Annotated in this window: 25 protein-coding genes; 7 read left to right on the plus strand and 18 right to left on the minus strand. The window is 72.2% G+C overall.

Going from position 1 to position 26,164, the window contains the following annotated elements; genetic code table 11:
• The coding region (locus M4J07_RS29345; protein WP_305128336.1) for a DUF3040 domain-containing protein at positions 1-225 on the plus strand (225 nt) is incomplete at its 5' end.
• 9 nt (positions 226-234) lie between these two features.
• On the opposite strand, the gene M4J07_RS29350 is transcribed toward M4J07_RS29345, so the two are convergent.
• A complete protein-coding gene (locus tag M4J07_RS29350; RefSeq protein ID WP_255976508.1) occupies positions 235-2,019 on the minus strand; it encodes an ABC transporter ATP-binding protein in 1,785 nt (594 codons plus the stop codon).
• Positions 2,020-2,240: 221 nt separating this feature from the next.
• On the opposite strand from M4J07_RS29350, the gene M4J07_RS29355 reads away from it, so the two are divergent.
• Complete coding sequence (locus M4J07_RS29355; RefSeq protein WP_255976510.1) at positions 2,241-3,605, plus strand: FAD-dependent oxidoreductase; 1,365 nt, start codon at positions 2,241-2,243, stop codon at positions 3,603-3,605.
• A gap of 69 nt (positions 3,606-3,674) precedes the next feature.
• On the opposite strand, the gene M4J07_RS29360 is transcribed toward M4J07_RS29355, so the two are convergent.
• From M4J07_RS29360 to M4J07_RS29400, 9 genes are read right to left on the minus strand one after another with little or no spacing between them, the layout of a single operon-like run.
• Positions 3,675-4,286 carry a bifunctional 4-hydroxy-2-oxoglutarate aldolase/2-dehydro-3-deoxy-phosphogluconate aldolase gene (locus M4J07_RS29360; protein ID WP_255976512.1) on the minus strand — a complete coding sequence of 204 codons (612 nt, stop codon included), beginning with the start codon at positions 4,284-4,286 and terminating at the stop codon, positions 3,675-3,677.
• Positions 4,283-4,546, minus strand: a complete 264-nt coding sequence (locus M4J07_RS29365) for an HPr family phosphocarrier protein (protein WP_255976515.1) — start codon at positions 4,544-4,546, stop codon at positions 4,283-4,285. Before M4J07_RS29365 ends, M4J07_RS29360 begins: the two co-directional genes overlap by 4 nt.
• Positions 4,543-5,643, minus strand: coding sequence for a DgaE family pyridoxal phosphate-dependent ammonia lyase (locus M4J07_RS29370; RefSeq protein WP_255976517.1), 1,101 nt, complete (start codon positions 5,641-5,643; stop codon positions 4,543-4,545). Before M4J07_RS29370 ends, M4J07_RS29365 begins: the two co-directional genes overlap by 4 nt.
• Positions 5,644-5,686: 43 nt before the next feature.
• A complete protein-coding gene (locus M4J07_RS29375) occupies positions 5,687-6,430 on the minus strand; it encodes a DUF4310 family protein (protein ID WP_255976519.1) in 744 nt (247 codons plus the stop codon).
• A gap of 13 nt (positions 6,431-6,443) precedes the next feature.
• Positions 6,444-7,232: a DUF4311 domain-containing protein gene (locus M4J07_RS29380; protein ID WP_255976521.1), complete on the minus strand. Its 789-nt coding sequence runs from the start codon at positions 7,230-7,232 to the stop codon at positions 6,444-6,446.
• Positions 7,233-7,236: 4 nt separating this feature from the next.
• Positions 7,237-7,572: a DUF4312 family protein gene (locus tag M4J07_RS29385; protein WP_255976523.1), complete on the minus strand. Its 336-nt coding sequence runs from the start codon at positions 7,570-7,572 to the stop codon at positions 7,237-7,239.
• Positions 7,569-7,937, minus strand: coding sequence for a glycine-rich SFCGS family protein (locus M4J07_RS29390; RefSeq protein WP_255976525.1), 369 nt, complete (start codon positions 7,935-7,937; stop codon positions 7,569-7,571). The genes M4J07_RS29385 and M4J07_RS29390 overlap by 4 nt, the downstream gene beginning before the upstream one ends.
• Positions 7,938-7,960: 23 nt before the next feature.
• Positions 7,961-8,356 carry a hypothetical protein gene (locus tag M4J07_RS29395; protein ID WP_255976527.1) on the minus strand — a complete coding sequence of 132 codons (396 nt, stop codon included), beginning with the start codon at positions 8,354-8,356 and terminating at the stop codon, positions 7,961-7,963.
• Between the two features lie 46 nt (positions 8,357-8,402).
• Complete coding sequence (locus tag M4J07_RS29400; RefSeq protein WP_255976529.1) at positions 8,403-9,551, minus strand: amidohydrolase/deacetylase family metallohydrolase; 1,149 nt, start codon at positions 9,549-9,551, stop codon at positions 8,403-8,405.
• 182 nt (positions 9,552-9,733) lie between these two features.
• On the opposite strand from M4J07_RS29400, the gene M4J07_RS29405 reads away from it, so the two are divergent.
• Positions 9,734-10,474 carry an IclR family transcriptional regulator gene (locus tag M4J07_RS29405; protein ID WP_255976531.1) on the plus strand — a complete coding sequence of 247 codons (741 nt, stop codon included), beginning with the start codon at positions 9,734-9,736 and terminating at the stop codon, positions 10,472-10,474.
• A gap of 63 nt (positions 10,475-10,537) precedes the next feature.
• Positions 10,538-11,788, plus strand: coding sequence for an ROK family transcriptional regulator (locus tag M4J07_RS29410; protein WP_255976533.1), 1,251 nt, complete (start codon positions 10,538-10,540; stop codon positions 11,786-11,788).
• A 20-nt stretch (positions 11,789-11,808) separates the two neighbouring features.
• On the opposite strand, the gene M4J07_RS29415 is transcribed toward M4J07_RS29410, so the two are convergent.
• From M4J07_RS29415 to xylA, 5 genes are all read right to left on the minus strand, one after another.
• A complete protein-coding gene (locus tag M4J07_RS29415) occupies positions 11,809-13,188 on the minus strand; it encodes a GH1 family beta-glucosidase (RefSeq protein ID WP_255976535.1) in 1,380 nt (459 codons plus the stop codon).
• A gap of 8 nt (positions 13,189-13,196) precedes the next feature.
• On the minus strand, positions 13,197-14,036 hold the full coding sequence (locus M4J07_RS29420) for a carbohydrate ABC transporter permease (protein ID WP_255976537.1): 840 nt from the start codon (positions 14,034-14,036) through the stop codon (positions 13,197-13,199).
• Positions 14,037-14,041: 5 nt separating this feature from the next.
• Complete coding sequence (locus M4J07_RS29425; RefSeq protein ID WP_255976539.1) at positions 14,042-14,983, minus strand: carbohydrate ABC transporter permease; 942 nt, start codon at positions 14,981-14,983, stop codon at positions 14,042-14,044.
• 14 nt (positions 14,984-14,997) lie between these two features.
• A complete protein-coding gene (locus M4J07_RS29430; RefSeq protein ID WP_255976541.1) occupies positions 14,998-16,272 on the minus strand; it encodes an ABC transporter substrate-binding protein in 1,275 nt (424 codons plus the stop codon).
• 125 nt (positions 16,273-16,397) lie between these two features.
• Positions 16,398-17,567, minus strand: a complete 1,170-nt coding sequence (gene xylA, locus M4J07_RS29435) for a xylose isomerase (RefSeq protein WP_255976543.1) — start codon at positions 17,565-17,567, stop codon at positions 16,398-16,400.
• A 273-nt stretch (positions 17,568-17,840) separates the two neighbouring features.
• Between xylA and xylB the strand changes: the two genes are divergently transcribed.
• The 3 genes from xylB to M4J07_RS29450 all read left to right on the plus strand — a co-directional run bounded on the left by xylB (position 17,841) and on the right by M4J07_RS29450 (position 22,743).
• Entirely contained in the window at positions 17,841-19,322 is a 1,482-nt protein-coding gene (xylB, locus tag M4J07_RS29440) for a xylulokinase (protein WP_255976545.1), read from the plus strand.
• A 26-nt stretch (positions 19,323-19,348) separates the two neighbouring features.
• Entirely contained in the window at positions 19,349-21,571 is a 2,223-nt protein-coding gene (gene yicI / locus M4J07_RS29445; protein ID WP_255976547.1) for an alpha-xylosidase, read from the plus strand.
• A 179-nt stretch (positions 21,572-21,750) separates the two neighbouring features.
• Positions 21,751-22,743 carry a hypothetical protein gene (locus M4J07_RS29450; protein WP_255976549.1) on the plus strand — a complete coding sequence of 331 codons (993 nt, stop codon included), beginning with the start codon at positions 21,751-21,753 and terminating at the stop codon, positions 22,741-22,743.
• On the opposite strand, the gene M4J07_RS29455 is transcribed toward M4J07_RS29450, so the two are convergent.
• The 3 genes from M4J07_RS29455 to M4J07_RS29465 all read right to left on the minus strand — a co-directional run bounded on the left by M4J07_RS29455 (position 22,744) and on the right by M4J07_RS29465 (position 26,021).
• The gene (locus M4J07_RS29455; protein WP_255976551.1) at positions 22,744-24,828 is read right to left on the minus strand and encodes an MMPL family transporter; all 2,085 of its coding nucleotides are present in this window, start codon (positions 24,826-24,828) and stop codon (positions 22,744-22,746) included. It lies immediately after the preceding gene.
• A 226-nt stretch (positions 24,829-25,054) separates the two neighbouring features.
• Positions 25,055-25,504, minus strand: coding sequence for a MarR family winged helix-turn-helix transcriptional regulator (locus M4J07_RS29460; protein WP_255976564.1), 450 nt, complete (start codon positions 25,502-25,504; stop codon positions 25,055-25,057).
• A gap of 106 nt (positions 25,505-25,610) precedes the next feature.
• The gene (locus tag M4J07_RS29465) at positions 25,611-26,021 is read right to left on the minus strand and encodes a hypothetical protein (RefSeq protein ID WP_255976553.1); all 411 of its coding nucleotides are present in this window, start codon (positions 26,019-26,021) and stop codon (positions 25,611-25,613) included.
• Positions 26,022-26,164 lie beyond the last annotated feature (143 nt).

Here is a 26,164-nt window from a genome sequence, read left to right on the forward strand (position 1 = left end):
GCCATCGCGGAGCGGCTGGCGGCCGAGGACCCGCGGTTCGCCGCCGCCCTGCGGCACGGCCGGCCGCGCCCGCCGCGCGAGTACGACCACCGTTGGGCCTGGACCGCCGTGACGCTCGGCCTGGTGGCCCTCGGCGTCGGCGTCGTCACCTCGCACGGCATGGTCATCGCCGCGGCGCTGGTCGCGACGGGCGCGGCCTGCCATCTCTTCGACCGGCCCCGCTGACCTGATCGGTCAGCCGTGCCGGGCGGGTTGCAGTCCGGCGTAGACCCCGCCCCTGGACAGGAGTTCACGGTGCGTGCCGCTCTCCACGATCCGGCCGCCGTCCATGACCACGATCCGGTCGGCGCCCTGGATGGTCGAGAGCCGGTGCGCCACGACGAACACGGTGCGGCCGTGCACCAGGCGCGCGAGGGCTTCCTGGACGAGGGCCTCGGAGCGGTTGTCGAGGGCCGACGTCGCCTCGTCGAGGACGAGGACGCGCGGGTCGCGGATCAGGGCGCGGGCGATGGCCAGGCGCTGCTTCTGGCCGCCGGACAGCCGGGCGCCGCGCTCGCCGACGACGGTGTCGAGGCCGTCGGGCAGCCGCTCCACGAACTCCAGCGCGTTGGCGTCGCGCAGGGCCTGCTGGAGCGTCCGCTCGTCGGTGTCACGCAGGCCGTACGTCACGTTGTCGCGGATGCTGCCCTCGAACAGGATCGACTCCTGCGGCACCACGGACAGGAACCGGCGGTAGCTGCGCAGGTCGAGGGTGGCCATGTCGACGCCGTCGAGGAGGATGCGGCCGGTCGTCGGGCGGATGAAGCCGATCAGCAGGTTCAGGACGGTCGACTTGCCCGCGCCGGACGCGCCGACGAGCGCGATCGTCTCGCCGGGGCTCGCGGAGAGGGTGAACGCGTCGACGGCCGGGGCCTCGTCGCCGTACGCGAAGCCGACGTGCCGGAAGTCGATGCGGCCGCGCACCTGCTCCACGTCGGCCTTGCCCGCGTTGCTCTCCAGGTCGGGGGCCTGGAGCACCTCGCCGGCCGAGCGCACCGACTCGAGGCCCTTGCTGATGACCGGGGCCAGGCCGAGCAGCGTCGTCACGGAGCTGGTCAGGACGGTGAAGAAGGAGCTGAGCATGACGACGTCGCCGGCCGTCACCGGCAGCCAGCCGTGGTAGGCGACGAGGGCGGAGCCGGTGAGGCAGAGCACGCCGAGGACGTTGAGCATGACCCAGGCCGCCGAGTTGAAGCGGCCGTTCATGGTGTCCAGGCGCAGGCCCGCGGCGAACACCTGGCGCAGGGAGCCGTCGACGCGGCCGAGCGCGGTGCGTTCCAGGCCGTGGGCGCGGGTGATGGGGATGAGGGTGGTCATCTCGCCGACCCGGGAGGAGAGGTGCTCCACCTCGCGGCGGAAGTGTTCGTTGTGGCTGCGCAACCGGCCTCGTAGCCGCATCACGAGGAAGCCCGCGGCGGGGACCACGACGAGGAACACCGGCAGGAACTCGGGGGTGCGCAGGCCGATCACGACGAGGCCGCCGGTGAGCGTGACCACGGCGCCCAGGCCCATGTCGGAGCTCTGCTGCACCATCTGCTCGACGGACTCCACGTCCCGGACGACCTTGGCCTGCAGCACGCTGGAGCTGACGCGGGCGTGGTAGCCGATGGAGAGCTGCTGCATGCGCCGGCACAGGGCGGAGCGCAGGGTCGTGCCCATGCGGCGGATGCTGCCGCCGAGGAGGCGTACGTACCACTGGTGGAGCGGGTAGTTGATCACGAGGATGAAGAGCAGGACGCCGGTGGCCTGCCACAGGCGGTTCTGGGAGCCGTGCTGGACGACGACATCGAGGACGGTCGCCGTGATCAGGGGCAGGAGCCAGATCGGGCTGTGCTTGACGACGAAGACGGCCGCGGCGAGCAGGAGTTTGCCGCGGTCGGGGCGGAAGAGGTGGAGGAGGGTCCGGATGGGGTGCTCACCGCGGTAGCGGTGGTCCAGATGGTCGGGCACCGAGGGCTGCATGCCTAGATCCCATCCCATCCACCCCACTGGAGAAAGCGCTTTCTCCCACATCGGCGGGAACCCGCCGCCGCCATCCGGACGTTGAATCAGCGGGAGCCGGGGCACCCCCAAAGCAAGACTGTGACAACCCATAAACCATCCTTATGAGCTCATAGACCGAACCCGGCTACGAACTAAGGCTTGCCTTACTTTAAGATTCCCTTCGAGCACTTCTTGGATCACTCGAAGGGAACCTGTACATGCCTCGCCCCCTGAGGGTCGCCATCGTCGGAGCCGGCCCCGCCGGCATCTACGCCGCCGACGCGCTGCTCAAGTCCGACGCGGCCACCGACCCGGGTGTGTCCATCGACCTCTTCGAGCGCATGCCGGCCCCCTTCGGCCTGATCCGCTACGGCGTCGCGCCCGACCACCCGCGCATCAAGGGCATCGTCACCGCCCTGCACCAGGTCCTCGACAAGCCGCAGATCCGGCTCTTCGGCAACGTCGACTACCCCCGCGACATCGACCTCGACGACCTGCGCGCCTTCTACGACGCCGTCGTCTTCTCCACCGGCGCCACCGCCGACCGCGCACTCGGCATCCCGGGCATCGACCTGGACGGCTCGTACGGCGCGGCGGACTTCGTCTCCTGGTACGACGGCCACCCCGACGTCCCCCGGACCTGGCCGCTGGAGGCGGAGAAGGTCGCCGTCCTCGGCGTCGGCAACGTCGCGCTCGACGTGGCCCGCATCCTCGCGAAGACCGCGGACGAACTGCTGCCGACCGAGATCCCAGCCAACGTCCACGACGGACTCAAGGCCAACAAGGCCCTGGAGGTCCACGTCTTCGGCCGTCGCGGCCCCGCGCAGGCCAAGTTCAGCCCGATGGAGCTGCGCGAGCTGGACCACTCGCCGAACATCGAGGTCATCGTCAACCCCGAGGACATCGACTACGACGAGGGCTCGATCGCGACCCGGCGCAGCAACAAGCAGGCCGACATGGTCGCCAAGACGCTGGAGAACTGGGCGATCCGCGACGAGGGCACCCGCCCGCACAAGCTGTTCCTGCACTTCTTCGAGTCGCCCACCGAGATCCTCGGCGAGGACGGCCGCGTCGTCGGCCTGCGCACGGAGCGCACCGAGCTGGACGGCACCGGCAACGTCAAGGGCACCGGCGCCCACACGGACTGGGACGTCACCGCGGTCTACCGCGCGGTCGGCTACCTCTCCGACGAGCTGCCCAAGCTCCCCTGGGACATCGCCTCCGGGACCGTGCCGGACGAGGGCGGCCGGGTGATCCAGGAGAACGGCGAGCACCTGCCGTCCACGTACGTCACCGGCTGGATCCGGCGCGGCCCGGTGGGCCTCATCGGCCACACCAAGGGCGACGCCAACGAGACGGTGGCCAACCTCCTGGCGGACCACGCCGAGGGCCGGCTGCTCGCCCCCACCTCGCCCGCGCCCGAGGCCGTCGAGGAGTTCCTCGGCGAGCGCGGCGTCCGCTACACGACGTGGGACGGCTGGTACCGGCTCGACGCCGCCGAGAAGGCGCTCGGTGAGCCCCAGGGCCGCGAGCGCGTCAAGATCGTCGAGCGGGAGGACATGCTCAAGGCCAGCGGCGCCTGAGCACCACCCCGTGGCAGCGGCAGGGCCGGCCGGCTTCCGAGGAAGCCGGCCGGCCCTGCCGCTGTGTCGTCAGGCGATCGCCCGGGTCAGCCGTGCGACGTTGGCCCGCACGTCGCCCTTGGTGAGGTCGCTGCCGATGCTCACCGTGAAGGCACCGGCCGCCAGCCATTCGGCGGCGTTGTCCACCGTGACGCCGCCCGTCGCCATGATGCGGGCGCCGGGCAGCACCGCCAGTACGGACGTCAGGTAGGCGATGCCGCCGACGTGGGCGGGGAACAGCTTGGCCACGCCGCGGTCCGCGGCGACCCGCAGCTCGCTCGGCGTCAGACCGCCCTCGACCAGGAGCCGGCCGGCCGCGTCCGCCACGGGACGCACCTCGGGCACCTGGAACGGACTGACGAGGAAGTGCGCTCCGGCCGCCAGGGCCCGCTCGGCGATGTCCGGCGAGGTGACGGTGCCCAGGCCGAGCGTCACCTCGGGGACGTCCCGCGACCAGGTCTCCACCAGCTTCTCCCAGCCCGGTGTGGTGGCGGTGAACTCGAAGGCCGTGATGCCGCAGTCGACGAGGGTGCGGGCCAGGGCGTCGGCGCTGTCGGCGTCGGCCGCGCGGACGGTCGGGGTGACGCGGGCCTGCCGCAGCCGCTCGACGACCCGGGCGACGGCGGGCGCGGGGCCGGTCATGCGGGGTCCGCGATGCGGGCGAGGGCGTCGAGCGTGGACTCCGCGTCGGCGCCGCGGGCGCGCAGCACGATGGCGTCGCCGCAGCGGATGTTGAGCGTCATCAGCGACAGCACGCTGCGCGCGGGGACCTCCCGCCCGTCCTCCAGGGCGACGGTGACGTCGGCCGTGCTGCGGGCCGCGGTCTGGGCGAACGCGGCGGCGGGGCGGGCGTGCAGGCCCGCCTCCTCGGTGACCACCAGGCGGCGTTCGATCACGGTCATCGGGTTCCTTCCTCCAGGAGCGCGGTCAGACGTGCCACCAACTGCTCCTCCTCGTCCGGCTTCATGGGGCGCGGGTCGATGAGCAGGCGGCCCGTGGCGGCCTGGTGGTCCCTCAGGTGGACGCCGGACGCGGCGAGTTCGGCGGCGAGCCGGGTGGCGTCACGGCCCGCTGCGGCCGGGTCGACGGTCAGTTCGGTGCGGTGGATGGCGCGGCCCGCCTCGTCGCCGACCACGCGGGTCGTGAGGCCGGGCAGGGCGGACAGCCGGTCCGCGAGCTTCGCCATGCGCGCACGGTGGTCGCCGGTCGGCTCCGTCCCGTAGTCGCGCAGGGCCTGGACGAGGCCGAACAGGGTCTCCTTGCCGACCTTCATCGGGCGGGCGATGCCGCCGTACTGGGCGCGGCAGGCCGCCATGTACCGGGCGCTGCCGCAGATCATTCCGGAGGTGGGGCCGCCGACGGCCTTGCCGCCGCTGTAGATCACCAGGTCGGCGCCGGTGCCGGGCCAGCGCCGCAGGTCCTCCTCGGCCGCCGCGTCGACGATGACCGGGACGCCGTGCGCCCGGCCTGCCTCGACGGTCTCGGCGAGGGAGACCATGCCCTTCTGGACGGCGTGGTGCGACTGGACGTACAGCAGGGCCGCCGTGCGGGGGCCGATCGCCCCCGTCAGGTGGTCCCGGGAGACCTTGTTGGCGGAGCCGGCCTCGACCGGGCGGCCGCCGCCGAGGGCGATCATCTGGCGCACGGGCGCACCGAAGTGGACGGAGTGGCCGCGCGGCAGGATCACCTCGCAGGGTGCGTCGCCGGCGTCGGGCAGGGCTTCGATCCTGGCCAGGTCGGTGCCCGCGACGACGGCGGCGACCGCGATGGCGATGCCGGCGGCGGCGCCGGTGGTGGGGCAGCCGTCCTCGGTACCGGTGGCCCGGGCGATCTCCCGGCCCACCGCCGTGATCAGGTCGTCCATGACGACGTGGTGGCGGGCGGCCTCGCCCATGGCGGCGACGACCGCGTCGCTGAGGACGCTGCCGCCGAGCGCGGTCATCTTGCCGCTGGCGTTGACGGCCGGTGGCACGCCGAGGTCCGTGTGGAGTGGGTGCACGCTGCTGCTTCCTTGAACTCTGTCTGCCGGGAGGTCCGGGAGGTCACTTGCCGGGGATGGGGAAGAAGAGGCCGGCGAGCATCGCGCCGATGATGGCGCCGCCGGTGAGCGGCTTCTGCCACTTGTAGAAGAGGGCGGCGCCGATGGTGGAGCCGAGCCCGACGGGCAGGGAGGCGGTGGCGGCGGAGATGATGACGAGCGGGCCGAGATAGCGTCCGGCCGAGTTGCCCGCGCCCATCATCACGTCGGCGCCGAAGGTGGAGGTGCCGCCGGTGGAGTTCACGGTGGCGCGGCGGATGACGAGGATCGCGACGCCGATGAGCGCGCCGAGCACCGCGCCGACCGGGATCGCCAGCCAGAAGTGCTGGAGCGGGGCCGTGAATCCGGCGGCGAGCAGCATCGCGGGGATGCCGATGCCGACGCCGGTCTGCAGGGAGCCGCCGATGTCGAGGATGCCGACCATGGGACCCTCGATGACGCGGGCGAACAGGAAGCCCGCGCCGAACGCGGCGGCCGCGCCGTAACTGCCGCCCTCCATACCGGCCTTGAGCATGGAGGCGACGGCGACCTCGTTGAACACCCCGGTGTGGTAGACGTAGTAGAGGTGCGTGCCGGTGAAGATCCCGGCGGCCAGGCAGGCCACGAAGACAGGGAAGGCCCACTCGGAGAGCCAGAAGCTGCCTTCGCCCGGCACCTTGGTGAGGAAGCCGCCCGGGGTTCTGGTGGCGGAGTTCTGTGCGGGGATGCCGCCCGCGGCGGCGGGCGCGGACGTCGATGAGTCGGTCATGTCGGGGCCTGCCTCACTGGGGCTTGGTGCCGGTCGCGTCGTGGAACTGCAGGAGCCAGTGCGGGATGTCGACCTTCAGCTGCTGGAGCAGGGTGATGTCCGCCCCGCGCAGGAAGGTGCTGGCCGCGAACAGGATGATCACCGCGCCGGCCAGGGACTTGGTGACCTTCGTCCAGCCGAGGTCGTCGACGCCCTTGCCGATGACGATGCCGAGCACGATGCCGGGCACGGCGTTGCCCATCACGAGGTGGCCGAGGCCGCCGAGGATGGTGCCCCAGGCTCCGGTGCGCCGGCCCGCGTCGACGGCGGCCATCCAGAAGATGATCGGCATCACGGGGTTGATCAGCCACTCCGACGCCGGTCCGAGGACCTTGGCGGCGACGTCCTGGAGGGAGTGCGGGATGGACGCCGCGGTGGTGTTGAGCAGCGTGATCAGGACCATTCCGACGACGGTGCCGGTGAGGGCCATCCGGCGCGGGTTGTGCAGTGTCTCCGCGAGGTTCCGGTTCTTGATCATCGCGGCCGACGCGGTCCAGTGCGGCACGATCCGGTGGTCGACGTCACCGGTGAGGGCGCCGGTGCCGACCGCGCTCGACCAGGCGTTGAAGAGGAAGCCCAGGCCGAAGGAGAAGTGGGCGACGGGGTCGTTCTGGCAGGCGTTCAGTTCGCCGAGGGTCCGGAAGGCGCCCATGCCCTGGACCTTCGGGGCGTGGAACATCCGGGCGACGCCCGCGCTCGCGCCGAAGCCGATGAGGCCGCCGATGACGAGCGACTCCAGGAGGACGGTGAGGGTGTCGTTCATCGGGTCACCTCATGTGCAGGGCGTGCTGGAGCGGCGAGAGCCGTTCCTCACGCACCGCGAAGTCGAGGGCGTCCAGGTCGAGGGAGGCCACCTGCACGTCGATGCGCAGGGTGATCTCGAAGCGCTGCCGGGTGCGCGGGAAGAACAGTCCGAGGAACCGTTCGGTCCAGCGGTGCTCGACCGCCGAGACGACCTCCAGGTCCAGCGGCTCGACGCGGAAGCTGACGCCGTCGGTGCGCTTGCCGACCGCGGACTGGACCTGGCCGATGGCGGTGGCGAAGGCCTTCTCGCGGGTGGGCCCGGCGCCGGTCAGGCGCAGGGTGTGGCGGGACTGCTTCACGAGGCCTCCTTGGCGAGCTTCTTGAGGAGCGCCTCGGTGACCTTGAAGCCCAGTTCCTCGCTGTCGAGGAAGCCGAACCCGAGGACGGTGCGGCCCTGTTCGACGGCGGTGACGCCGGCCTGCGCGGACCGCATGCCGAACTCGATGTCGTGGCCGTACTTGGCCTTGGCGGTGACGGCTCCCGCACCGCCGCTGCCGCAGAACGAGATGCCGAGAACGGCGCCTTCCGCGGCCATCACGTCGCCCACCTTCATGTCGGCGCCGGGTCCGGGGATGAGGACGGGCTCGCCGCCCGCGGCGCGTACGCCGTCGGCGACGGCCTGCCCCTTGCCGAGCCGGTGTCCGATCACGATCTTGACTGTCATGGCGGTGCTCCCTGGTGTGTCGGTCATGCCTGCGGGGTGGACTGCTGGGCGATCTGGGCCGCTGTCTCGAAATGCAGGGCGAGCAGCAGGACTTCGGTGCGGTGCGCGTGGAATCCGTGGGGCGCGCAGTAGGTGTCGATGAGAGTGCGGACGGCGTCCATCCGGCCGGGGGCCGTCTCGGCGGCGAGCTGGTCGTCGAGGGCGTCGAGGTGCTCGGCGGTGCGGACCCTGCGGACGAAGGCGAGCGCGTGCACGGCGAGGGCGAGGGCGCGGGTGTCGTCGAAGACGATGCCGCTGGTCCCGGCGTACTCCCGGGTGAGCGGCAGGAAGGCCGCGAGCTCCGCCCGGTCCGTGTCGGTGACGGGGTGTCCGGTGTCCCGGACGGCGTCCGCGAGTCGCTCGATCAGGGGGTCGTTCATGCGCGGCCTTTCGGTGGTTCGGTGCGGATCTCGGGCGGGTCACCGCTCAGCTGGGTGCGACCGGGGCGCCCGCGCGCAGGGTCGTGACGGCTTCGAGCGGGGTGGCGCAGGTGCGGGTGACGCCTTCGGAGTCGGTCAGCGTCACCGCCGTGTCCGCCGTCCGCAGCAGCGTCAGATCGGCCGCGGAGCCCGGTCGCAGCGTCCCCAGCTCGCCGTCGAGGCCGAGGACCCGGGCGGCGTGCAGGGTGGCGCACCGGATCACCTGCTGCGGGGTGAGTCCGAGGGCGAGCAGCTTGTTCAGGGTGGTGACGAGGGAGTGCACGGGCCCTGTGGTGTTCCGGGCGTGCAGATCGGTGCTGATCGTGTACGGGGTGAAGCCCGCGGCGAGGGCCCGTTCTGCGGTGGTGAAGGAGAGGCTGGCGCTGCCGTGCCCGATGTCGAGCCGGACGCCGCGCTCGACGGCGGCGCGGGCCTCGGGCTCGCTGCCGAGGAGGCCGCCCGGCTTGCCGTGGAAGGCGTGCGTGACGACGTCGCCCGCGCCGAGCAGGTCGAGGACGTCTCCGAGCCGCGGCGGCTCGTTGCCGACGTGCACCATGACGGGCCGTCCGACGCGGGCGGCGACCCGCTTGGCGGCGCGGAGCGGGGCGAGGCCACTGTCGCCGAGCACCGACGAGCTCATCCGGACCTTGATGCCGCGGACCTGGTCGGGGTGGTCGCGGAGCACCTTCTCGGTGGCTGCCTCGTCGATGTCGTCGGGGCCGCGCGACAGTTCCCGGCGGCCGTGGACGAGGCCGTGCCGGGAGATGTTGAGCCAGCTCAGCACGCGCGTGGCTGCCGGGCGGACAACGTTGTCCGAAAAGTCCGTCCAGTGGTCGCTGCCGCAACTGCCCGCGTCCACGACGGTGGTGACGCCCTGGTGCACGCCGATGTCGTCCGCCGGGACGCCCAGGTAGGTGCGGGGCGCGTACACGTGGGTGTGGAGGTCGATGAGGCCCGGGGCGACCAGGAGTCCGCCGGCGTCGAGGTGGCGGTGGCCGTCGAGCGTGCCGGGGGTGCCGACCGCCGCGATCCGGCCGTCGTGGACGGCGAGGTCACCGGGTTCGGGGCCGTCCCGCAGCGGATCGGCCAGCAGCCCGCCCGTGACGACGAGATCGAATCGTTGCGGGTGAGCGGAGGGGGATCCCTGTACAGCCATGGACGGCCGCCTTTCCCGAGCGTGAGAGTGGTGCCTGGAGCGACCGGCGCGCGGGGCAGGGCTGGCGCCCGTGGCCGGATGAGGTGATCACGCTCCGCAGAGCGTTCCGTAGAGTAGAATGGCGTTCCGCTGAGCGGATCGATTGGCAACATAGCCCGCTACTCGTCGGAGGGTCAATGGAAGTGAGCAAGCCCGCGAATTCCGTCGCGAAGGCGCTCCGGGTGCTGCATGCCGTGGCCCGCGTGGACGGGCCGCACCGGCTGGGCGACATCGCGGAGCGCGCCGGCGTCTCCAAGGCCACCACCCACCGGGTCCTCGCCACGCTGGTCGAGGAGGGCTACGTGGCCGCGGACGGCGAGGGCCGGTACGGCAGCGGTGTGCAACTGCGCTCCCTCGCGGCCCAGGTGCTCGCCGACGACGCGGTCGGGATCGACGCCGTGCTGCGCGCGCTGCAGCAGCGGCTCGGGCAGGCCGTCCACCTGGCGGTGCTCAGCGGCGACCACGCCACGTACACGCACAAGGTCGATCCGGGCCACGCGTACCGCATCGCCACCGATGTCGGCACGCCCCTCCCCCTGCACGCGACGGCGGCCGGCAAGGCACTGCTCGCGCACCTCCCGCCCGACGAGGCCTCGGACGTCCTGGACCGCACGGGGCTGCCCGCGCGCACGGCCCGCACCCACACCGACCGGACGGCGCTCGTCGCGGAGTTGGCGGCCATCCGCGCCCAGGGGTACGCCACCGACTACGAGGAAGGGGACGAGGCGATCTGCTCGCTCGCCGCGCCCGTGCTCGACGCCGACGGCACACCGGTGGGCGCCGTGTCCGTCTCGTCCCTCACCTTCCTCGTCACGGAGGAGCAGCTGTCGGCGTTCGCCCCGGCCGTGAAGCAGGCCGCGCAGGACGTCTCGCGCAGGCTGTGAGCCCGGCACCGGCCCGGTCCGCGCCGTCGTGGCGGTGCCCCGTCGCATAGGCTCGTACCCACGATGAACAGCAACGATCCGTCCCTGCCCCCGCCCAAGGCCGACAAGGCGACGGTGCGTCGGCACAACCTCAGTCTCGTGCTGCGCACCGTCCACGACGAGGGCGAGGCGACCCGGGCGGGGGTCGCCGGACGGGTCGGACTCACCCGGGCCGCGGTGTCCTCGCTCGTCGACCAGCTGCTCACCGAGGGCTTCCTCACCGAGTGGGGCAAGACGTTCAGCGGGCAGGCGGGCCGCCCCGGCACCGCGCTGAAGGTCGCACGCACCGGACTCGCGGGTCTCGGCGTGGAGATCAACATCGACTACGTCACCGTGTGCGTGGTCGACCTCGCGGGCACCGACCGCGTCCGGCTCGTGGAGCGGATGGACAACCGGGGCACGGCGCCGACGGCCGTGCTGTCGCAGGCCGCACGGATCGCCGCCCGCGCCATGGAGTCCGCCGCGGAGCAGGAACTGCGCCCGGTGGCCGCCGAGTTGGCGCTGCCCGGCCTGGTGTCGGGCGGCGCGGTGCGACAGGCGCCGAACCTCGGGTGGAACCGGGTGGCGGTCGAGGGACTGTTCGCGCAGGCCCTCAGCGCGCTGCGGCCGAACCGGCGGGCCCTGCCGGTCAGCGCCGACAACGAGGCGAACCTGGCGGCGATGGCCGAGCTCTGGTTCGGCGACGCGCACAACGGCGGCCGGGTGAACAGCTTCATCTATCTGACCGGCGAGATCGGCATCGGCGGGGCACTGGTCCTGGGCGGCCGGCTGCTGCGCGGCGCCCACGGGTTCGCGGGCGAGATCGGGCACATGGTGGTCGAGCCGGACGGCCCCGAGTGTCGGTGCGGGGCGCGCGGCTGTCTGGAGCAGTACGCGGGGCAGGCCGCCCTGCTGCGGGCCGCGGGGCTCGACGAGGCGTCGGGAGCCGCCGGGGTGGCGGAGCTGGAGACGCGGGCGCGGGCCGGCGAACCGGCGGCGGTCGCCGCGCTGGACGACGCGGGGCGGCTGCTCGGCCGGGTGCTGTCCGGCGCCGTGAACCTGATCGACCCCGACGCGGTGATGCTCGGCGGCGTGTTCCGGCCACTGATGCCCTGGCTCGCCCCCGCCGCGGACGCGGAGCTGACCGCGCGGGTGGTGTCGGGTCTGTGGGCGCCGGGCAGCGGCCGGTTGCGCGCCTCGTCGTCGTCGGGCGACGCGGCGCGCGGCGCCGCCGCCCGGGTGGTCCGCGAGGTCCTGGCGGACCCCGCGGCGTACGCGGAGCGCGGGACGGACTGAGCCGTCCCGCGCCGCGGCGGTCACCTGCGGTGCGCCGCGATCAGCCGCCGGTACCAGTGGTAGCTGTCCTTCGGGGTGCGCCGAAGGGTGTCGTAGTCGACGCGGACGATGCCGAACCGCTTCGCGTAGCCCAGCGCCCACTCGAAGTTGTCGAGGAGCGACCAGACGTAGTAGCCGCGCACGTCGACGCCCGCGTCCATGGCGGCGCGCAGCGCGGTGAGGTGGTCGTGCAGGTAGGTGACGCGGTCGGTGTCGTGGACCGCGCCGTCGGCGGTGACCTCGTCGTGCTCGGCGGTGCCGTTCTCGGTGATGTGGACGGGCGGCAGGGCGTCGCCGTAGCGGTCCTTGAGCCCGGTGAGCAGCTGGGTGAACGTCTCCGGGACGACCGGCCAGTTCATGGAGTTGCGCCGCACGTCGGCCCAGGGACGCTCCGCGTACCGGTTGTCGGTGGCGACGCGGAGCGCCGGGTCGGCCTCGCGGTGCGGGGCGTCGGCGACGAGGGTGGGCCGGTAGTAGTTGACGCCGAGGAAGTCCAGCGGCTGCGCGATCAGTTCCAGGTCGCCGTCGCGGCGGAAGTCCTGGCGAGTGATCAGCTCGCCCCAGGTGTCCTCCTCCGAGTCCGGGTAGCGGCCGGCCAGGATCGGGTCGGTCCACACCAGGTTGTGCTGGGTGTCGGCGCGCAGGGCGGCGGCCCGGTCGGCCGCCGAGTCGGTGGCCGGCACGTTGAAGTCGGGGTTGAGGGTGATGCCCACCTCGCGCACCCCGGCGGCGCGCAGCGCCTTGACGGCGAGGCCGTGGCCGACGAGCAGGTGGTGCGCGGCGGCCAGGGCGCCGGTGCCCTCCTGCGCGCCGGGCGCGTGCCGGCCCACGGAGTAGCCGAGGAAGGCGCTGCACCAGGGCTCGTTGAGGGTGATCCAGCGCGGGACGCGGTCGCCGAGGTGCTCGGCGACGATCGCCGTGTACTCGGCGAACCGCTCGGCGGTCTCGCGCACCCGCCAGCCGCCCTTGTCCTCCAATGCCTGGGGCAGGTCCCAGTGGTAGAGGGTGGCGGCGGGCTCGATGCCCGCCTCCAGGAGCTCGTCGACGAGCCGCGAGTAGAAGTCGAGGCCCTTCTGGTTCGCGGGCCCCTGCCCCGTCGGCTGGACGCGCGGCCAGGCGATCGAGAAGCGGTACGACTCCACGCCGAGGCCGCGCAGGAGCGCCACGTCCTCGGGGTAGCGGTGGTAGTGGTCGCAGGCCACGTCGCCGGTGTCGCCGCCGTCCGTGCGGCCGGGCGTGTGGCTGTAGGTGTCCCAGATGGAGGGGCCGCGGCCGTCCTCGTTCGCGGCTCCCTCGATCTGGTAGGAAGCGGTGGCCGCGCCGAACACGAAGCCTTCGGGGAATACGGGCAAGTCACGCATGAAAAGCCTTACTTGACGGATCCGCCGGTGATGCCGGCGGCGATGTACTTCTGGGCGAGGACGAGCAGCACGGCCGCCGGGATCGCCGACAGGACGGACGCGGCCATGACCGAGCCCCAGTCGCCGACGTGGGCGCCGATGTACTGGTAGATGCCGAGTGTGACGGGCTTGACGTCGTCGGTGGTGTTCAGCGTCAGCGCGAACATGAAGTCGCTCCACGCGTACAGGAACGAGAACAGCCCGGCCGTGATCAGCGAGTTACGGCTCATCGGCAGCACGACCTGGACGAACGTGCGCACCTTGCTCGCGCCGTCGACCTCCGCCGCCTCGATGACCTCCTTGGGGATGGCCACCATGAACGACCGCATCAGGACGATGGCGAAGGGGATGCCGAGCGAGGCGTCGGCGAGCATCAGGCCGAAGTAGGAGTTGACCAGGCCGAGGTCGACGTACGCGCTGTAGAGGGCGTTGGCGATGACGATGCCGGGGACCATCTGCGTGATGAGGGTGCCGAAGACGATGGACTTGGTGCCGGGCAGCCGGAACTGCGCGAGTCCGTACGCGGCGGGTGCGGCGATCGCCAGACAGATGACGACGGCGCCGAGCGCGACGGCGAGCGACGTCAGGAGGTGGCCGCCCTGCTCGCTGATGGCCGAGGTGAAGCCGGACAGGTCCAGCGAGTGCGGTACGGGCGAGACTTCGAGGAGTCCCGACTCGGGCTGCAGCGCCGTGTTGATCATCCAGTACAGCGGGAACAGCATCACGCACAGGATGACGACGCCCGCCACGGTGGCGCCCCAGCGGCGCTTGGGCGCGGTGGTCGCGGTGGCCTCGGAGACGGTTGCCATGCCGGTCACTTCCCCTCGGAGCGGTTGGCCCGCAGGTAGAACACCGCGAAGACGGCGGATATGAGGATGAGGACGTTGCCGACGACGGCGCCCGCACCGAAGTCCAGCTGCACGAAGGAGTTCTGGTAGGTGAGCGTGCCGAGCGTCTGCGTGGAGTCGGCGGGCCCGCCGTCGGTCAGGGCGAGGATCAGGTCGAGGATCTTGACCGTCGACATGAAGCCGAGCACGAGCACGACGGTGATCACCGGCTTGAGCAGCGGCAGCGTGATGGAGCGGAAGGTCCGCCAGGCGGAGGCGCCGTCCAGGGACGCGGCCTCGTACAGCTCCTTGGGGATCTCCTGGAGCCCGCCGTAGAGGATGACCATGTTGAACGGGATGCCGATCCAGATGTTCACCAGGATCACCGAGAACAGGGCCATGCCGGGGCTGGTCAGCCACGGGGTGTGGCCGCCGAGGCCGAGCGTGTCGGCGAAGGAGTTGAGGACGCCGGTGTCCTGGTCCAGGATGCGCCGCCAGACGATGCCGGAGACGACCATCGGGACGAGCCAGGGCAGCAGGATCAGCGAGCGCAGGAACCCGTTGAGCGGGAACTTCTTCGTGAAGAAGACGGCGAGCGCGAGGCCGATGCCGAACTGCCCGACGAGCGAGCCGATCGTGAAGACGATGGTGTGCCACAGCGCCTTGCCGAAGAGGTCGTCGTGGAAGACCTTGCTCCAGTTGTCGGTGCCGTTGAAGGGGGACTTGCCGTCGAAGAAGGTGGACGGCGAGAAGTCCTGGAAGCTCATCACGACGTTGCGGACGAGCGGGTAGCCGAAGAACAACAGCATGAAGACGACGGCGGGGGCGATGAAGCCCCACTGCGAGAGCCTGCGGCGGCGTCGGGTGTCGCGCTGTTTCGCGGGGGCGGCGGGCGCCGTGGGGGTGGCCGAGGCCGTGGTGGTCGACATGTTCGTGAGTCCCCTCAGTTCCCGCTCGTGGCGCGGGCCTGCGCCTTCTTCAGCGCGGCGGCGCTGTCCTGACCGGTGAGCGCGGACTGGAAGGCGCTCTGCAGGGCCAGCGACACGGACGACCATCCGGCTCCGACCTTCGCGGTGCGCGAGCGCGCGGTGGCCACCTGGTCGGCGAGCGCGTCGAGTTCGGGGACCTCCTTGCGCCAGATCGCGGCGGCCTTCTCGTTGGCGGGCACCATCCAGCTGTTGCGGGCGTAGGAAATCTGCTCCTTCTCGCTGGCCATGCACTGCACGATCTTGGCGGCGGTCTTCTCGCGGGCCGTGTCACCGGTGTCGGGGACGGTGAGGATGGCGCCGCCGAGCGGGCCGACCGACTTGTCCCCCGTCTTCGGGACCGGGATCTGCGCGATGCCCCAGTGCAGGTTCTTCTTGGTGTTGAGGGTCTCCACCTGCCACGGACCGTTGATCATCATAGCGGCGTTCCCGGCCATGAACTGGTCGTTGACGTCGGCCTGCGTCCAGTTCACCGTCGACTTGGACAGGGAGCCGTCCTTGAGGAGGCCCTTCCAGTAGTCGAGCGCCTCGGCGACGTTCTTCGTGGCGAGGTTCGTCTCGTCGCCGCCGTTGGACCACATGAACGGCGTGAACTGGAAGACGCCGTCCTCGGCACCGCCCGCGCTGAGCGCGATGCCGTACTGCTTGCCCCGGGTGAGCTTCTTCGCTGTCTCCTGCATCTCGGCCCAGGTGGTGGGGACCGGGAGGCCGGCCTTCTTCAGGACGTCCTTGTTGTAGAAGAGGGCGAGGGTGTTCACCGTGCGCGCGGCGCCGTAGTACGTGCCCTTGTACGAGCCGAAGTCGACGATGCCCTGGGGAATGTCCTGGGTGGACAGGCCGAGGGTGCGCAGGTCGACGAGGCCGCCGGCCTCGGCGAACGTCGGCATCTCGGAGGCGTCGAACTGGATGACGTCGGGGAGCGACTTCGACGACGCCATGCGCAGCGACTTCGTCATGACCTGCGATGCGGGGACGCTCTGCTGCTCGATGGTGACGTCCAGCTGCGCGCTGCACCGCTTGAGGGTGGCCGCGTCCCAGCCGTGGTACGAGTCGTCGGTCGAGGAGTTGAGGACGGTGAAGACGTCGGGGTCGCGCTGCTGGCCGCAGCCCGCGAGGGCACTGGCGGCGAGGATCGCGGAGACAACGGTGAGCGGGGCCACGGCCCGTCGGGCCCGTCGGCCGGAGCGCCGGCGCCTGGCGCGCGCCGCGTCCGGAGGGGGAACTGCTGTCACGGTGGTTGCCCTTGCCTGGGAGGGGGGACCGGCCCCGACGGGACGCCCGTGTCCCGTCGGGGTGTTCGCGTCTGGCCCGGTACGGCTCCGGTCTGCACCGTACGGGCCGGTTCGCGAAGGGGTCGTCAGCGGACGCCGAGCAGGTGGTCCATGGCGAGCTGGTCGAGGCGCTCGAAGGCCATCGAGCGCTCGGCGGCGGCGGTCACGTCGAAGTCCTCGAACGCGGACCGGTCCGCGAGGAGTCCGGCGAGGCCGTCGGCAGCGGTGGGCTGCGCCAGCTCATCGAGCCGGGAGTCGCGCAGGGCCTGCTGCACCTCGGGGTCGGCGCGGAAGGCGGCCGCACGCTCCTTGAGGATCAGGTAGTTGCGCATGCAGTTCTTCGCGGACTCCCACACGCCGTCGAAGCCGTCGGTGCGCACCGGCTTGAAGTCGAAGTGGCGGGGGCCCTCGTAGCCGGCGGACTCCAGCAGGTCGACGAGCCAGAAGGCCTGGCGCACGTCGCCGGCGCCGAAGCGGAAGTCCTGGTCGTACTTGATGCCGGTCTGGCCATTGAGGTCGATGTGGTAGAGCTTGCCCGCCCACAGGGCCTGCGCGATGCCGTGCGGGAAGTTGAGGCCCGCCATCTGCTCGTGGCCCACCTCGGGGTTGACGCCCACGAGTTCGGGGCGCTCCAGGCGCTCGATGAACGCGAGGGCGTGGCCGATGGTCGGCAGGAGGATGTCGCCGCGGGGCTCGTTCGGCTTGGGCTCGATGGCGAAGCGCAGGTCGTAGCCCTGCTCCGTCACGTAGTCGCCGAGGAGGTCGAAGGCCTCCTTCATGCGGTCCAGCGCGTCCCTGACGTCCTTGGCGCCACCGGACTCGGCACCCTCGCGGCCGCCCCAGGCGACGTACGTGGTGGCACCCAGCTCGACCGCCAGGTCGATGTTGCGGATGGTCTTGCGCAGCGCGAAGCGGCGCACGTCACGGTCGTTGGCGGTGAAGCCGCCGTCCTTGAAGACCGGGTGCGTGAACAGGTTCGTGGTCGCCATCGGCACGACGAGACCGGTCTCGTCGAGGGCGGCACGGAACCGCTTGACGATGGCCTCGCGCTCGCTGTCGGAGGCACCGAAGGGGATCAGGTCGTCGTCGTGGAACGTGACGCCGTGCGCGCCGAGTTCGGCCAGGCGGCGCACCGACTCGACGGGGTCGAGGGCGGGGCGGGTGGCGTCGCCGAACGGGTCGTTGCCCCGCCAGCCGACGGTCCACAGACCGAAGGTGAACTTGTCGTCGGGAGTGGGAGTGAAGCGTTCGGACATGGTGCGACCCTTTGCTGCTGCGTGCTCTGCGCGCCGACCCGGCGTCCACCGGGCGGTTTGTTTTCTGACATGACTAATACGCCAAGAAGCGTCGAAGCGCTAGACCCCCTGACCCAGATCACCCCGGGCTCACCCCCAATCACCTGCGGTTAAGCGAATCGAAGCGCTTCAACTCATCGACCCCTCGGAACCCTTGCTCTTTTGTTTTCTGTACGATCAAATGGCGTCGGCAGATGTTTTGCCTTCAAGATCGCAAGTAAGTGGAGAGGCGCCATGCCACCGTCATCACCGCCGGCCTCCGTCGTGATCGGGGTGGACAGTTCGACGCAGTCCACGAAGGCGGCCGTCACGGACGCCACCACCGGACGCCTCCTCGCCGTCGGCCGCGCCCCGCACCTGGTCACCGGCCGGCACGGAGCCCGCGAGACGGAACCCGGCCTGTGGTGGTCGGCCCTGTGCGACGCGGTCGCGGCCGGTCTCAAGGAGGCCGACGTCTCCCCCGCGGCCGTCACCGGCATCGCCGTCGCCGGACAGCAGCACGGACTCGTCGTGCTCGACGCGGCGGGCCGTCCGCTGCGGCCCGCGATGCTGTGGAACGACACCCGCGCCGCCCCGCAGGCCGCCGCCCTCACCGAGCGGCTCGGCGGCCCGGCCGCCTGGCTGGAGCGCACCGGCTCCGTCCCGGTCGCCTCCATGACCGCCGCGAAGTGGCAGTGGCTGCGCGAGCACGAACCGGCCCGCCCGGTGGCCGCCGTGCGCCTGCCCCACGACTTCCTCACCGAGCGGCTCTGCGGCGTCGCGGTGACCGACCCCGGTGACGCCTCCGGCACCTGCTGGTACTCCACGGCCACGGGCAGGTACGACCCGGAGATCCTCGACCTCATCGGCCTCGCCCCCGAGCTGCTGCCCGCGCTCGCCCCGGGCGGCGGGTCCCGCGCGGGCTCGCTCACCGCGCAGGCCGCCGAGCGGCTCGGCCTCCCGGAGGGCATCGCCGTGGCCGTCGGCACCGGCGACAACATGGCCGCCGCGGTCGGCCTCGGACTCGGCGGCGCCGGGCTCCTCGACCACCCCGTGCTCAGCCTCGGCACCTCCGGCACCGCGTTCGCCGCGACCCGCACCCGGCCCGCGTCGGCCGCGCTCGCCGGGTTCGCCGCGACCGACGGCACGTTCCTCCCGCTGGCCTGCACGCTCAACTGCACCCTTGCCGTCGACCGGATCGCCACGCTGCTCGGCCTGGACCGCGAGGACGCCGAGCCCGGCGGCGGCGCCGTGCTCCTGCCCTACCTCGACGGCGAGCGCACCCCTGACCTGCCGCACGCGGCCGGGCTGCTCACCGGCCTGCGGCACGCCACGACCGGCCGGCAGATCCTCGGCGCCGGCTACGAGGGCGCCGTGTTCACGCTGCTGCGGGCCCTCGACGAACTGCTGCGCTCCTGCGGCCTCGACCCGGACGACGCCGACGTCGCGGCCCGGCCGGTCCGGCTGATCGGCGGCGGCGCCAGGGGCCGGGTCTGGGCGGACACCGTGCGCCGGCTGTCCGGCCGTCCCGTCCTGGTGCCCGAGGCCGACGAGCTGGTGGCGCTCGGCGCCGCCGCGCTGGCCGCCGGCGCCGTCACCGGCCGTGACCCCGTGGCCGTCGCCACCGACTGGGACACCGGCCGCGGCACACTGCTGCCCGCCGTCCCCCGCGACCTGCCCACCTGGCACCGCCTGTCCGACGTCCTGGACCGGGCGACGCCGGCCCTGCTGACCTGAACCACCTCTGCTCCCCTGGGAAGATCATGAAGTTCACCGACGGCTTCTGGCTGATGCGTGACGGGGTCCAGGCCTCGTACGCCACCGAGGTCCGCGACGTCCGCACGGACGCCGACCGCTTCACCGCGTACGCCGCCGTCAAGCGCGTCGAGCGCCGCGGCGACACCCTCAACTCCCCACTCCTGACGACCGACTGCTTCTCCCCCGCCGAGGGCGTCATCGGCGTCCGCACCACGCATCTGGCGGGCCGCCGCGCGGTGGGACCCGACTTCGCGCTGCCCGGCTCCGACGCATCGACCGGCCGGGTGCGCCGGGACGGCGACGTCGTCGAGCTGACGAGCGGCGCCCTGTCGGTCCGCCTCGACACGGCCGCCCCCTGGACGCTCTCCTTCCGCGACGCGGACGGCCGTGAGGTCACGTCGGCCGGCCGCAAGGGCACCGCCTTCTTCGCCACCGGCGACGGCGCCCATCACATGGCCGGGCAGCTGACCCTCGGGGTCGGCGAGCAGGTCTACGGCCTCGGCGAGCGCTTCACCCCGTTCGTCAGGAACGGCCAGGTCGTCGACATGTGGCAGGCCGACGGCGGTACCAGCAGCGAACAGGCCTACAAGAACGTCCCGTTCAGCCTGCACGTCTCCCCCGCCGGCGCGTACGGCGTGTTCGTCAAGCACCCGGGGAAGGTCTCGTACGAGATCGGCTCCGAGTCGGTGGGCCAGATGCAGTTCAGCGTCGAGGACCAGACGCTGGAGTACTACGTCGTCGCGGGCCCGACCCCGAAGGACGTGCTGCGCCGCTACACCGCGCTCACCGGCCGCCCGGCCCTGCCGCCCGCCTGGTCGTTCGGCCTGTGGCTGACGACGTCGTTCACCACGCAGTACGACGAGGAGACGGTGACCTCGTTCGTCGACGGGATGGCCGAGCGGGACATCCCGCTGAGCGTCTTCCACTTCGACTGCTTCTGGATGCGCGAGTACCAGTGGTCCGACTTCACCTGGGACCCCGACGTCTTCCCCGACCCGGTCGGCATGCTGGCCCGGCTCAAGGAGCGGGGCCTGCGGATCTCCGTCTGGATCAACCCGTACATCGCCCAGAAGTCCGCCCTGTTCGACGAGGCCGCCGAGTTGGGCTACCTCGTGCGGCGGCCGAACGGCGACATCTGGCAGTGGGACCTGTGGCAGGCGGGCATGGGGCTCGTCGACTTCACGAACCCCGACGCGAGCGCCTGGTTCCAGTCGAAGCTGAAGGTTCTGCTCGACCAGGGCGTCGACTGCTTCAAGACGGACTTCGGCGAGCGCATCCCGACCGACGTGGTCTGGCACGACGGCTCCGACCCGGAGCGTATGCACAACTACTACACGCAGCTGTACAACCAGGTCGTCTTCGAACTGCTCCAGAAGGAGCGGGGCCTCGGCGAGGCGGTCCTGTTCGCGCGGTCCGCGACCGCGGGCGGTCAGCAGTTCCCGGTGCACTGGGGCGGCGACTGCTGGTCGTCGTTCGGCGCGATGGCGGAGTCGCTGCGCGGCGGGCTCTCCCTCTCCCTGTCCGGCTTCGGCTTCTGGTCGCACGACATCGGCGGCTTCGAGGGCACCCCCGACCCGGCGGTCTTCAAGCGCTGGCTCGCCTTCGGCCTGCTCTCCTCGCACAGCCGCCTGCACGGGTCGAGCTCGTACCGCGTGCCGTGGGAGTTCGGTGACGAGGCCGTCGACGTGGCCCGCACGTTCACCAAGCTCAAGCACCGGCTGATGCCGTACCTGTACGGCGCCGCCGCCGAGGCGCACCGGGCCGGTGTGCCGCTGATGCGCCCGATGCTCCTGGAGTTCCCCGCGGACCCGACGGCGCGCGCCCTGGACCGCCAGTACATGCTCGGCCCCGACGTCCTGGTGGCGCCGGTCTTCTCCGCCGACGGCGACGTGGAGTTCTATCTGCCGGAAGGCACCTGGACGCACCTGCTGACCGGCGAGAAGGTGCAGGGCCCGGCCTGGCGCCGCGAGACGCACGGCTTCGACAGCCTGCCGCTGTACGTGCGGCCCGGCGCAGTGCTGCCGCTCGGCGCCGACGAGCAGCGACCGGACGGCGACTGGACCGACGGCCTCACCCTGCTCGTCACGCCCGACGCCCAGGACGTGACCGTCACCGTCCCCGACCACCACGGCAGTACCGCGGCCACCTACCGGGTGACCCGCGACGCGGCCTCCGGTGCGGTGACAGCGTCCACGGAAGGGGCGGCTCCCACGCTCACCGAGCTGTGACGCGGCGGGCCCCTCCCCGGTGGAGGGGCCCGTCCGCCGGCCCGGTGGAACCCGTCCGCCCCGACGACCGGTCCGGCTCGGAGCGGGACGCGTCGGCTCAGGCGTGGCGGGAACCCCGTGCGCCCCGCACGGCGTCCCCGTCTTCGTACGCACGTCACCGCACGAAGGCCGAGCAGAGCATGGCGCACGACGGACACCGGACGGACCGAAGCGGCGCGATCGCCGGGACACTGGGTCTGCGGGGCGCTCCGTACCGGTTCGCGCTCCTCGTCTCCGCCGTGACCGCCGTGGCCGGCTGCGGGATCGTGGCCGCCGGATTCGCGGGCACCTGGGGCGCCTTCGACGACGTCCGGGACTACGCGGACCGCAACATCGCCAACGAAGACTCCTACGTGGCGTACGCCGACGGCGGCATGGAGCCGTTGCTGAAGGCCGGCGCCGTGGTGGCGGTGGCGCTGCTCCTGCTGGGGCTCCTGGTCGTCGCCGTGCTGCACGCCGCGTACGCCGTCGCCGACGCCCGCGCCCGGCGGGGCGAAGGGAACCTGGGCACGGGCGAGCTGTGGCGGCGGACCCGGCGGCGGCTGCCCGCCGCCGTCGCGACGAACGCGCTGACCGGACTGGTCATGGGCGCCGTGGTGCTGGCGGGCCTCATCCTGTTCGCGTTCGTGGACGGGGGCCTGGTGCCCGGTGTCGAGCCGACGCCGCTGCACGGCACCGCGAGCCCGCAGTACGCGCTGCTGGGCTGGGTGCTGCCGATCGCCATCTGGTGCGCGGTGCCGCTGCTGCACTCCCGTCTGTCGCTGGCCACCGCCGAGGCGGTCCTCGAGCACCGCTCCCCGTTCGTGGCGCTGTACCGCTCCTGGGTGCTGACGCGGCGCGCGCGGCGGCGCACCGTCGGCACGGGTGCGCTGGCCGGAGCGGCCGCCGTGCTCGTCGTCTGGCTCGGCCGGTACGCGGCGGAGCCGCTCTCCCACCCGGTCGGCCTCGGCATGCTGTGGCTCAGCGACGACAACGTGTGGATGACCGGCGTACTCGTGCTGATCCTGCCCACCGCGGTGGCCCTTCTGCTGCTGCCTCCGCTGGTCATGCCGCTGACGTGCGCCTCCTCGGCCCGGCTCCACGGGGAGCTGCGGGCCGAGGAGGACGCGGTGCGGGCGGCCGCGGACGCGTGATCAGTCCGCCCGTCGGCTCAGCCGCCCCGGCCACCACGCCACCCGCCCCATGTCGTACACGAGCGCGGGCACGAGCAGGGACCGGACGACGAGGGTGTCGAGCAGCACGCCGAACGCCACGATGAAGGCGATCTGCACCAGGAACGCCAGCGGGATGACGCCGAGGGCGGCGAACGTGGCCGCCAGCACGACACCCGCCGAGGTGATCACACCGCCCGTGGCGACGAGCGCCCGCAGGATGCCGTCCCGGACACCGTGCTGCAGGGACTCCTCCCGGGCCCGCGACATCAGGAAGATGTTGTAGTCGACGCCCAGGGCCACGAGGAAGACGAACCCGTACAGCGGCACGGACGCGTCGGTGCCCGTGAAGCCCAGGACGTGCTCGAAGACCAGCGACGAAATCCCCAGCGTGGCAAGGAAGTTGAGGGCCACGGTGGCGACCAGGAGCACGGGCAGCAGCACGGAGCGCAGCAGCCCGATCAGGATCAGCAGGATGATGGCGAGGACGACGGGCACGATGAGCGCGCGGTCGCGTTCGGCCGTGTGCTGGGTGTCGTACTGCTGCGCGGTGTAACCGCCGACGAGGGTGTCCGCGCCGTCGATCGGGTGCAGCGCCGTACGCAGCCGGGCGACCGTCTCCTTTGCCGCGTCGCTGTCCGCCGTGTCCCGCAGCGTGACATCGATCCTGACCCTGCCGTCCACGACGCGGGCCGGTCCGTCGCCCGGCCGGCCGCTCTCGGTGACCGGGACCGCGTCGGCCACGCCCTTCACCTGGGACGCCCGGCTGGTCACCGTCTTCTCGTGGGCCGCGTCGGCGATGACGACGGCCGGATTGCCGGAGCCGCCGGGGAAGTGCTCGGCGAGGGTGGCCTGTGCGGCGACGGACGGCGCGTCGTTGACGAAGATCTCGTCGAGCGGGACGCCCTTCGAGCTGAGGCCCGGGGCGAACGCGGCGCAGGCCAGGAGGCCGGCCAGGGCGACGGCCCAGATCCTGCGCGGCGCCTTCTCCACGGCGCGGGCGACCCGGCGCCACACGCCGTGGCCGCCGCCCGCCGCTTCCGCGGGACGCGGGCGGGCCGGCCAGTACGCGGCGTTGCCGAGCAGCACCAGGACGGCGGGCAGGAACGTGAGGGTGCTGAGCACGGCGCACACGATGCCGATGGCGCCGACGGGACCGAGGGCCCGGTTGTTGGTGAGGTCGCTGAGCAGCAGCGCGAGGAGCCCGAGGGCGACGGTCGCGGCGCTGGCCACGACGGCTCCGGCGGACCGCCGCAGGGCCGCCCTCGCCGCCGCGAACCGGTCCGCACCGCCCGCGAGTTCTTCGCGGAAGCGGGCGGTGAGCAGCAGTGCGTAGTCGGTGGCCGCGCCGATCACCAGGATCGAGAGGATGCCCTGCACCTGTCCGTCGACCCGGACGATGTCGTGGTCCGCCAGGACGTACACGACGGCGCAGGCGACACCGAGGGCGAAGACGGCTCCGATGATGATCACGAAGGGCAGCAGCACGCTGCGGTAGACGAGCAGCAGGATCACCAGAACGGTGATCAGGGCCACGCCGAGCAGCAGTCCGTCGATGCCCGCGAAGGCGCCGGACAGATCCGCCTGGCTGGCCGCGGGGCCGGCCACGGCGGCCGTGGCGCCGCCGAGCGCGGCCGCCTTCTCCTCCACCCGGTCGAGCGTCGGGGCGAGCTCGTCACCGAGGTCGGGCCGGAGTTGGACCACCCCTTGGAGCGCCTTCTTGTCGTCCGAGGGAATGGCCGGGGACACCTGGCCCACGACACCCGGCGTGCCGCGCAGCGCGGCCAGCAGTCGGGTGGCCTCGGCCTGTTGGGCGGCGGTGAGGGGACCGGCGTCGTCCGCGGTCCAGACGACGATCGCCGGAAGCGTCTCGTCCTGCTGGAAGGCGCGCTGCGCCTCGATCACCCGGGTCGACTCCGCGCTGCGGGGCAGGAAGGCGGCCTGGTCGTTGGTCGCCACCTCGCCGAGCCGTCCGGCGTACGGGCCGAGCGTGCCGCCGACGGCGAGCCAGACGATGAGCAGGAGAAGAGGCACCAGCCAGCGGGTGCCTCGTGCGGGGCGGGACATGGGGCTCCAGAGGTGAGGAGTCACGGCAGGACGGAGTCAGGACGGGGAGAAGTCAGGTCGGAGTCAGGCCCAGAAGACTCAATGAGAAAGTATCTCAATGATTGAGTTATATCGTGGCGTGGTCGCCCCGGGCACAGAGGGTCCGTGGATCGCGGATCCTCCGTGCCGAGCCGGTCGTACCCCTGTTTCCGCCCGACCCCGCCCCGCGGATGCGGCCGGTCCGGATTCAGACGCGCGGGGTGCGGATCGTCGCGAGTTCCCCGTTGAGCGCGCCCAGGAACCGCAGCACCACGGCCAGTTCGTCCTCGCTGAAGCCGCCGCGCACGTGCTCCGTGGCCTCGGCCAGGGGCTGGAAGTAGGTCCGGGCCGCGGCCTGGGCGCCGGGCACGTAGTGGAGGTGGACCACGCGCCGGTCGCTGCTCTCGCGCACCCGGCTGATGTGTCCCGCACGCTCCAGCCGGTCCACGCAGGCGCTCACCGCGCCGGAGGTCAGGCCCAGGTGGTCGCGCAGCCGGCTCGGCGTGAGGGGTTCCTCCGCGTCGAGGATGGCGGCGAGCGCCTGGACGTCGGTGGTGTGCAGTTCCTGTCCCGCGGCGAAACCGTGCACGAGACGGTTCATCTCCCCGTTCATGCGCCGCAGTTGGACGGCGAGCGCGCGCAGGTCCGGATGGGACACGGGCGCGGCGCCGCCGCTCCCGTGCGTGTACTCCGTGGTCTTGTCGTCGTCCGGTTCGGCCCTGTTCACCGCACCACCCTATAGGCGGGTCACCAGGGCCGCGGGCTCAGCCGAACTCGTCGAACGGAGTGACGCGGCGGTAGGCGGACCGGGCGTGCAGCAGGCGCCCGATGGCGGTGCCCGCGACGGTGGCGAGCAGCAGGCAGGCCATCCATCCGGGATCGCGGTGCCCGGCCCAGGAGAGCTCGCCGGTCGGTTCGGTGCCGAGCACGTTCAGGCACACCCAGCACAGGGCGGCGGTCCCCGGGGCGGCCACGAAACGGCCGCGCAGGCCGAGGGCCGCGGCGAGCAGCGAGAGCGTCATGAGGGCGAGGCCCGTGCGGTCGAGCACGCCCAGGACGTCGAGGAGTGCCACCAGCACGAACGCGCTCCCGTAGGCGACCGTCCAGGTCAGGGGCGTCGCCCACGGCTCAGGGACCTGCCGGGCGCCACGACCGATCAAGCGCCACTCCACCATCTCCGACTCCCTCCCGCGCACCGCGCGCCCCGGGCGTCGGCCCGCCCCGCGTCCGTCCGCCCCGGCGAAGAACGCTACCCCGCCGGGGTGGAGGGCGCGGAGACACCCCTGGCGATGAGGGCCGGCCGGCGCGCACGGTCATC

Origin of the sequence: Streptomyces longispororuber, assembly GCF_024448165.1 — a bacterium.
Taxonomy (GTDB): Bacteria; Actinomycetota; Actinomycetes; order Streptomycetales; family Streptomycetaceae; genus Streptomyces; species Streptomyces longispororuber_A.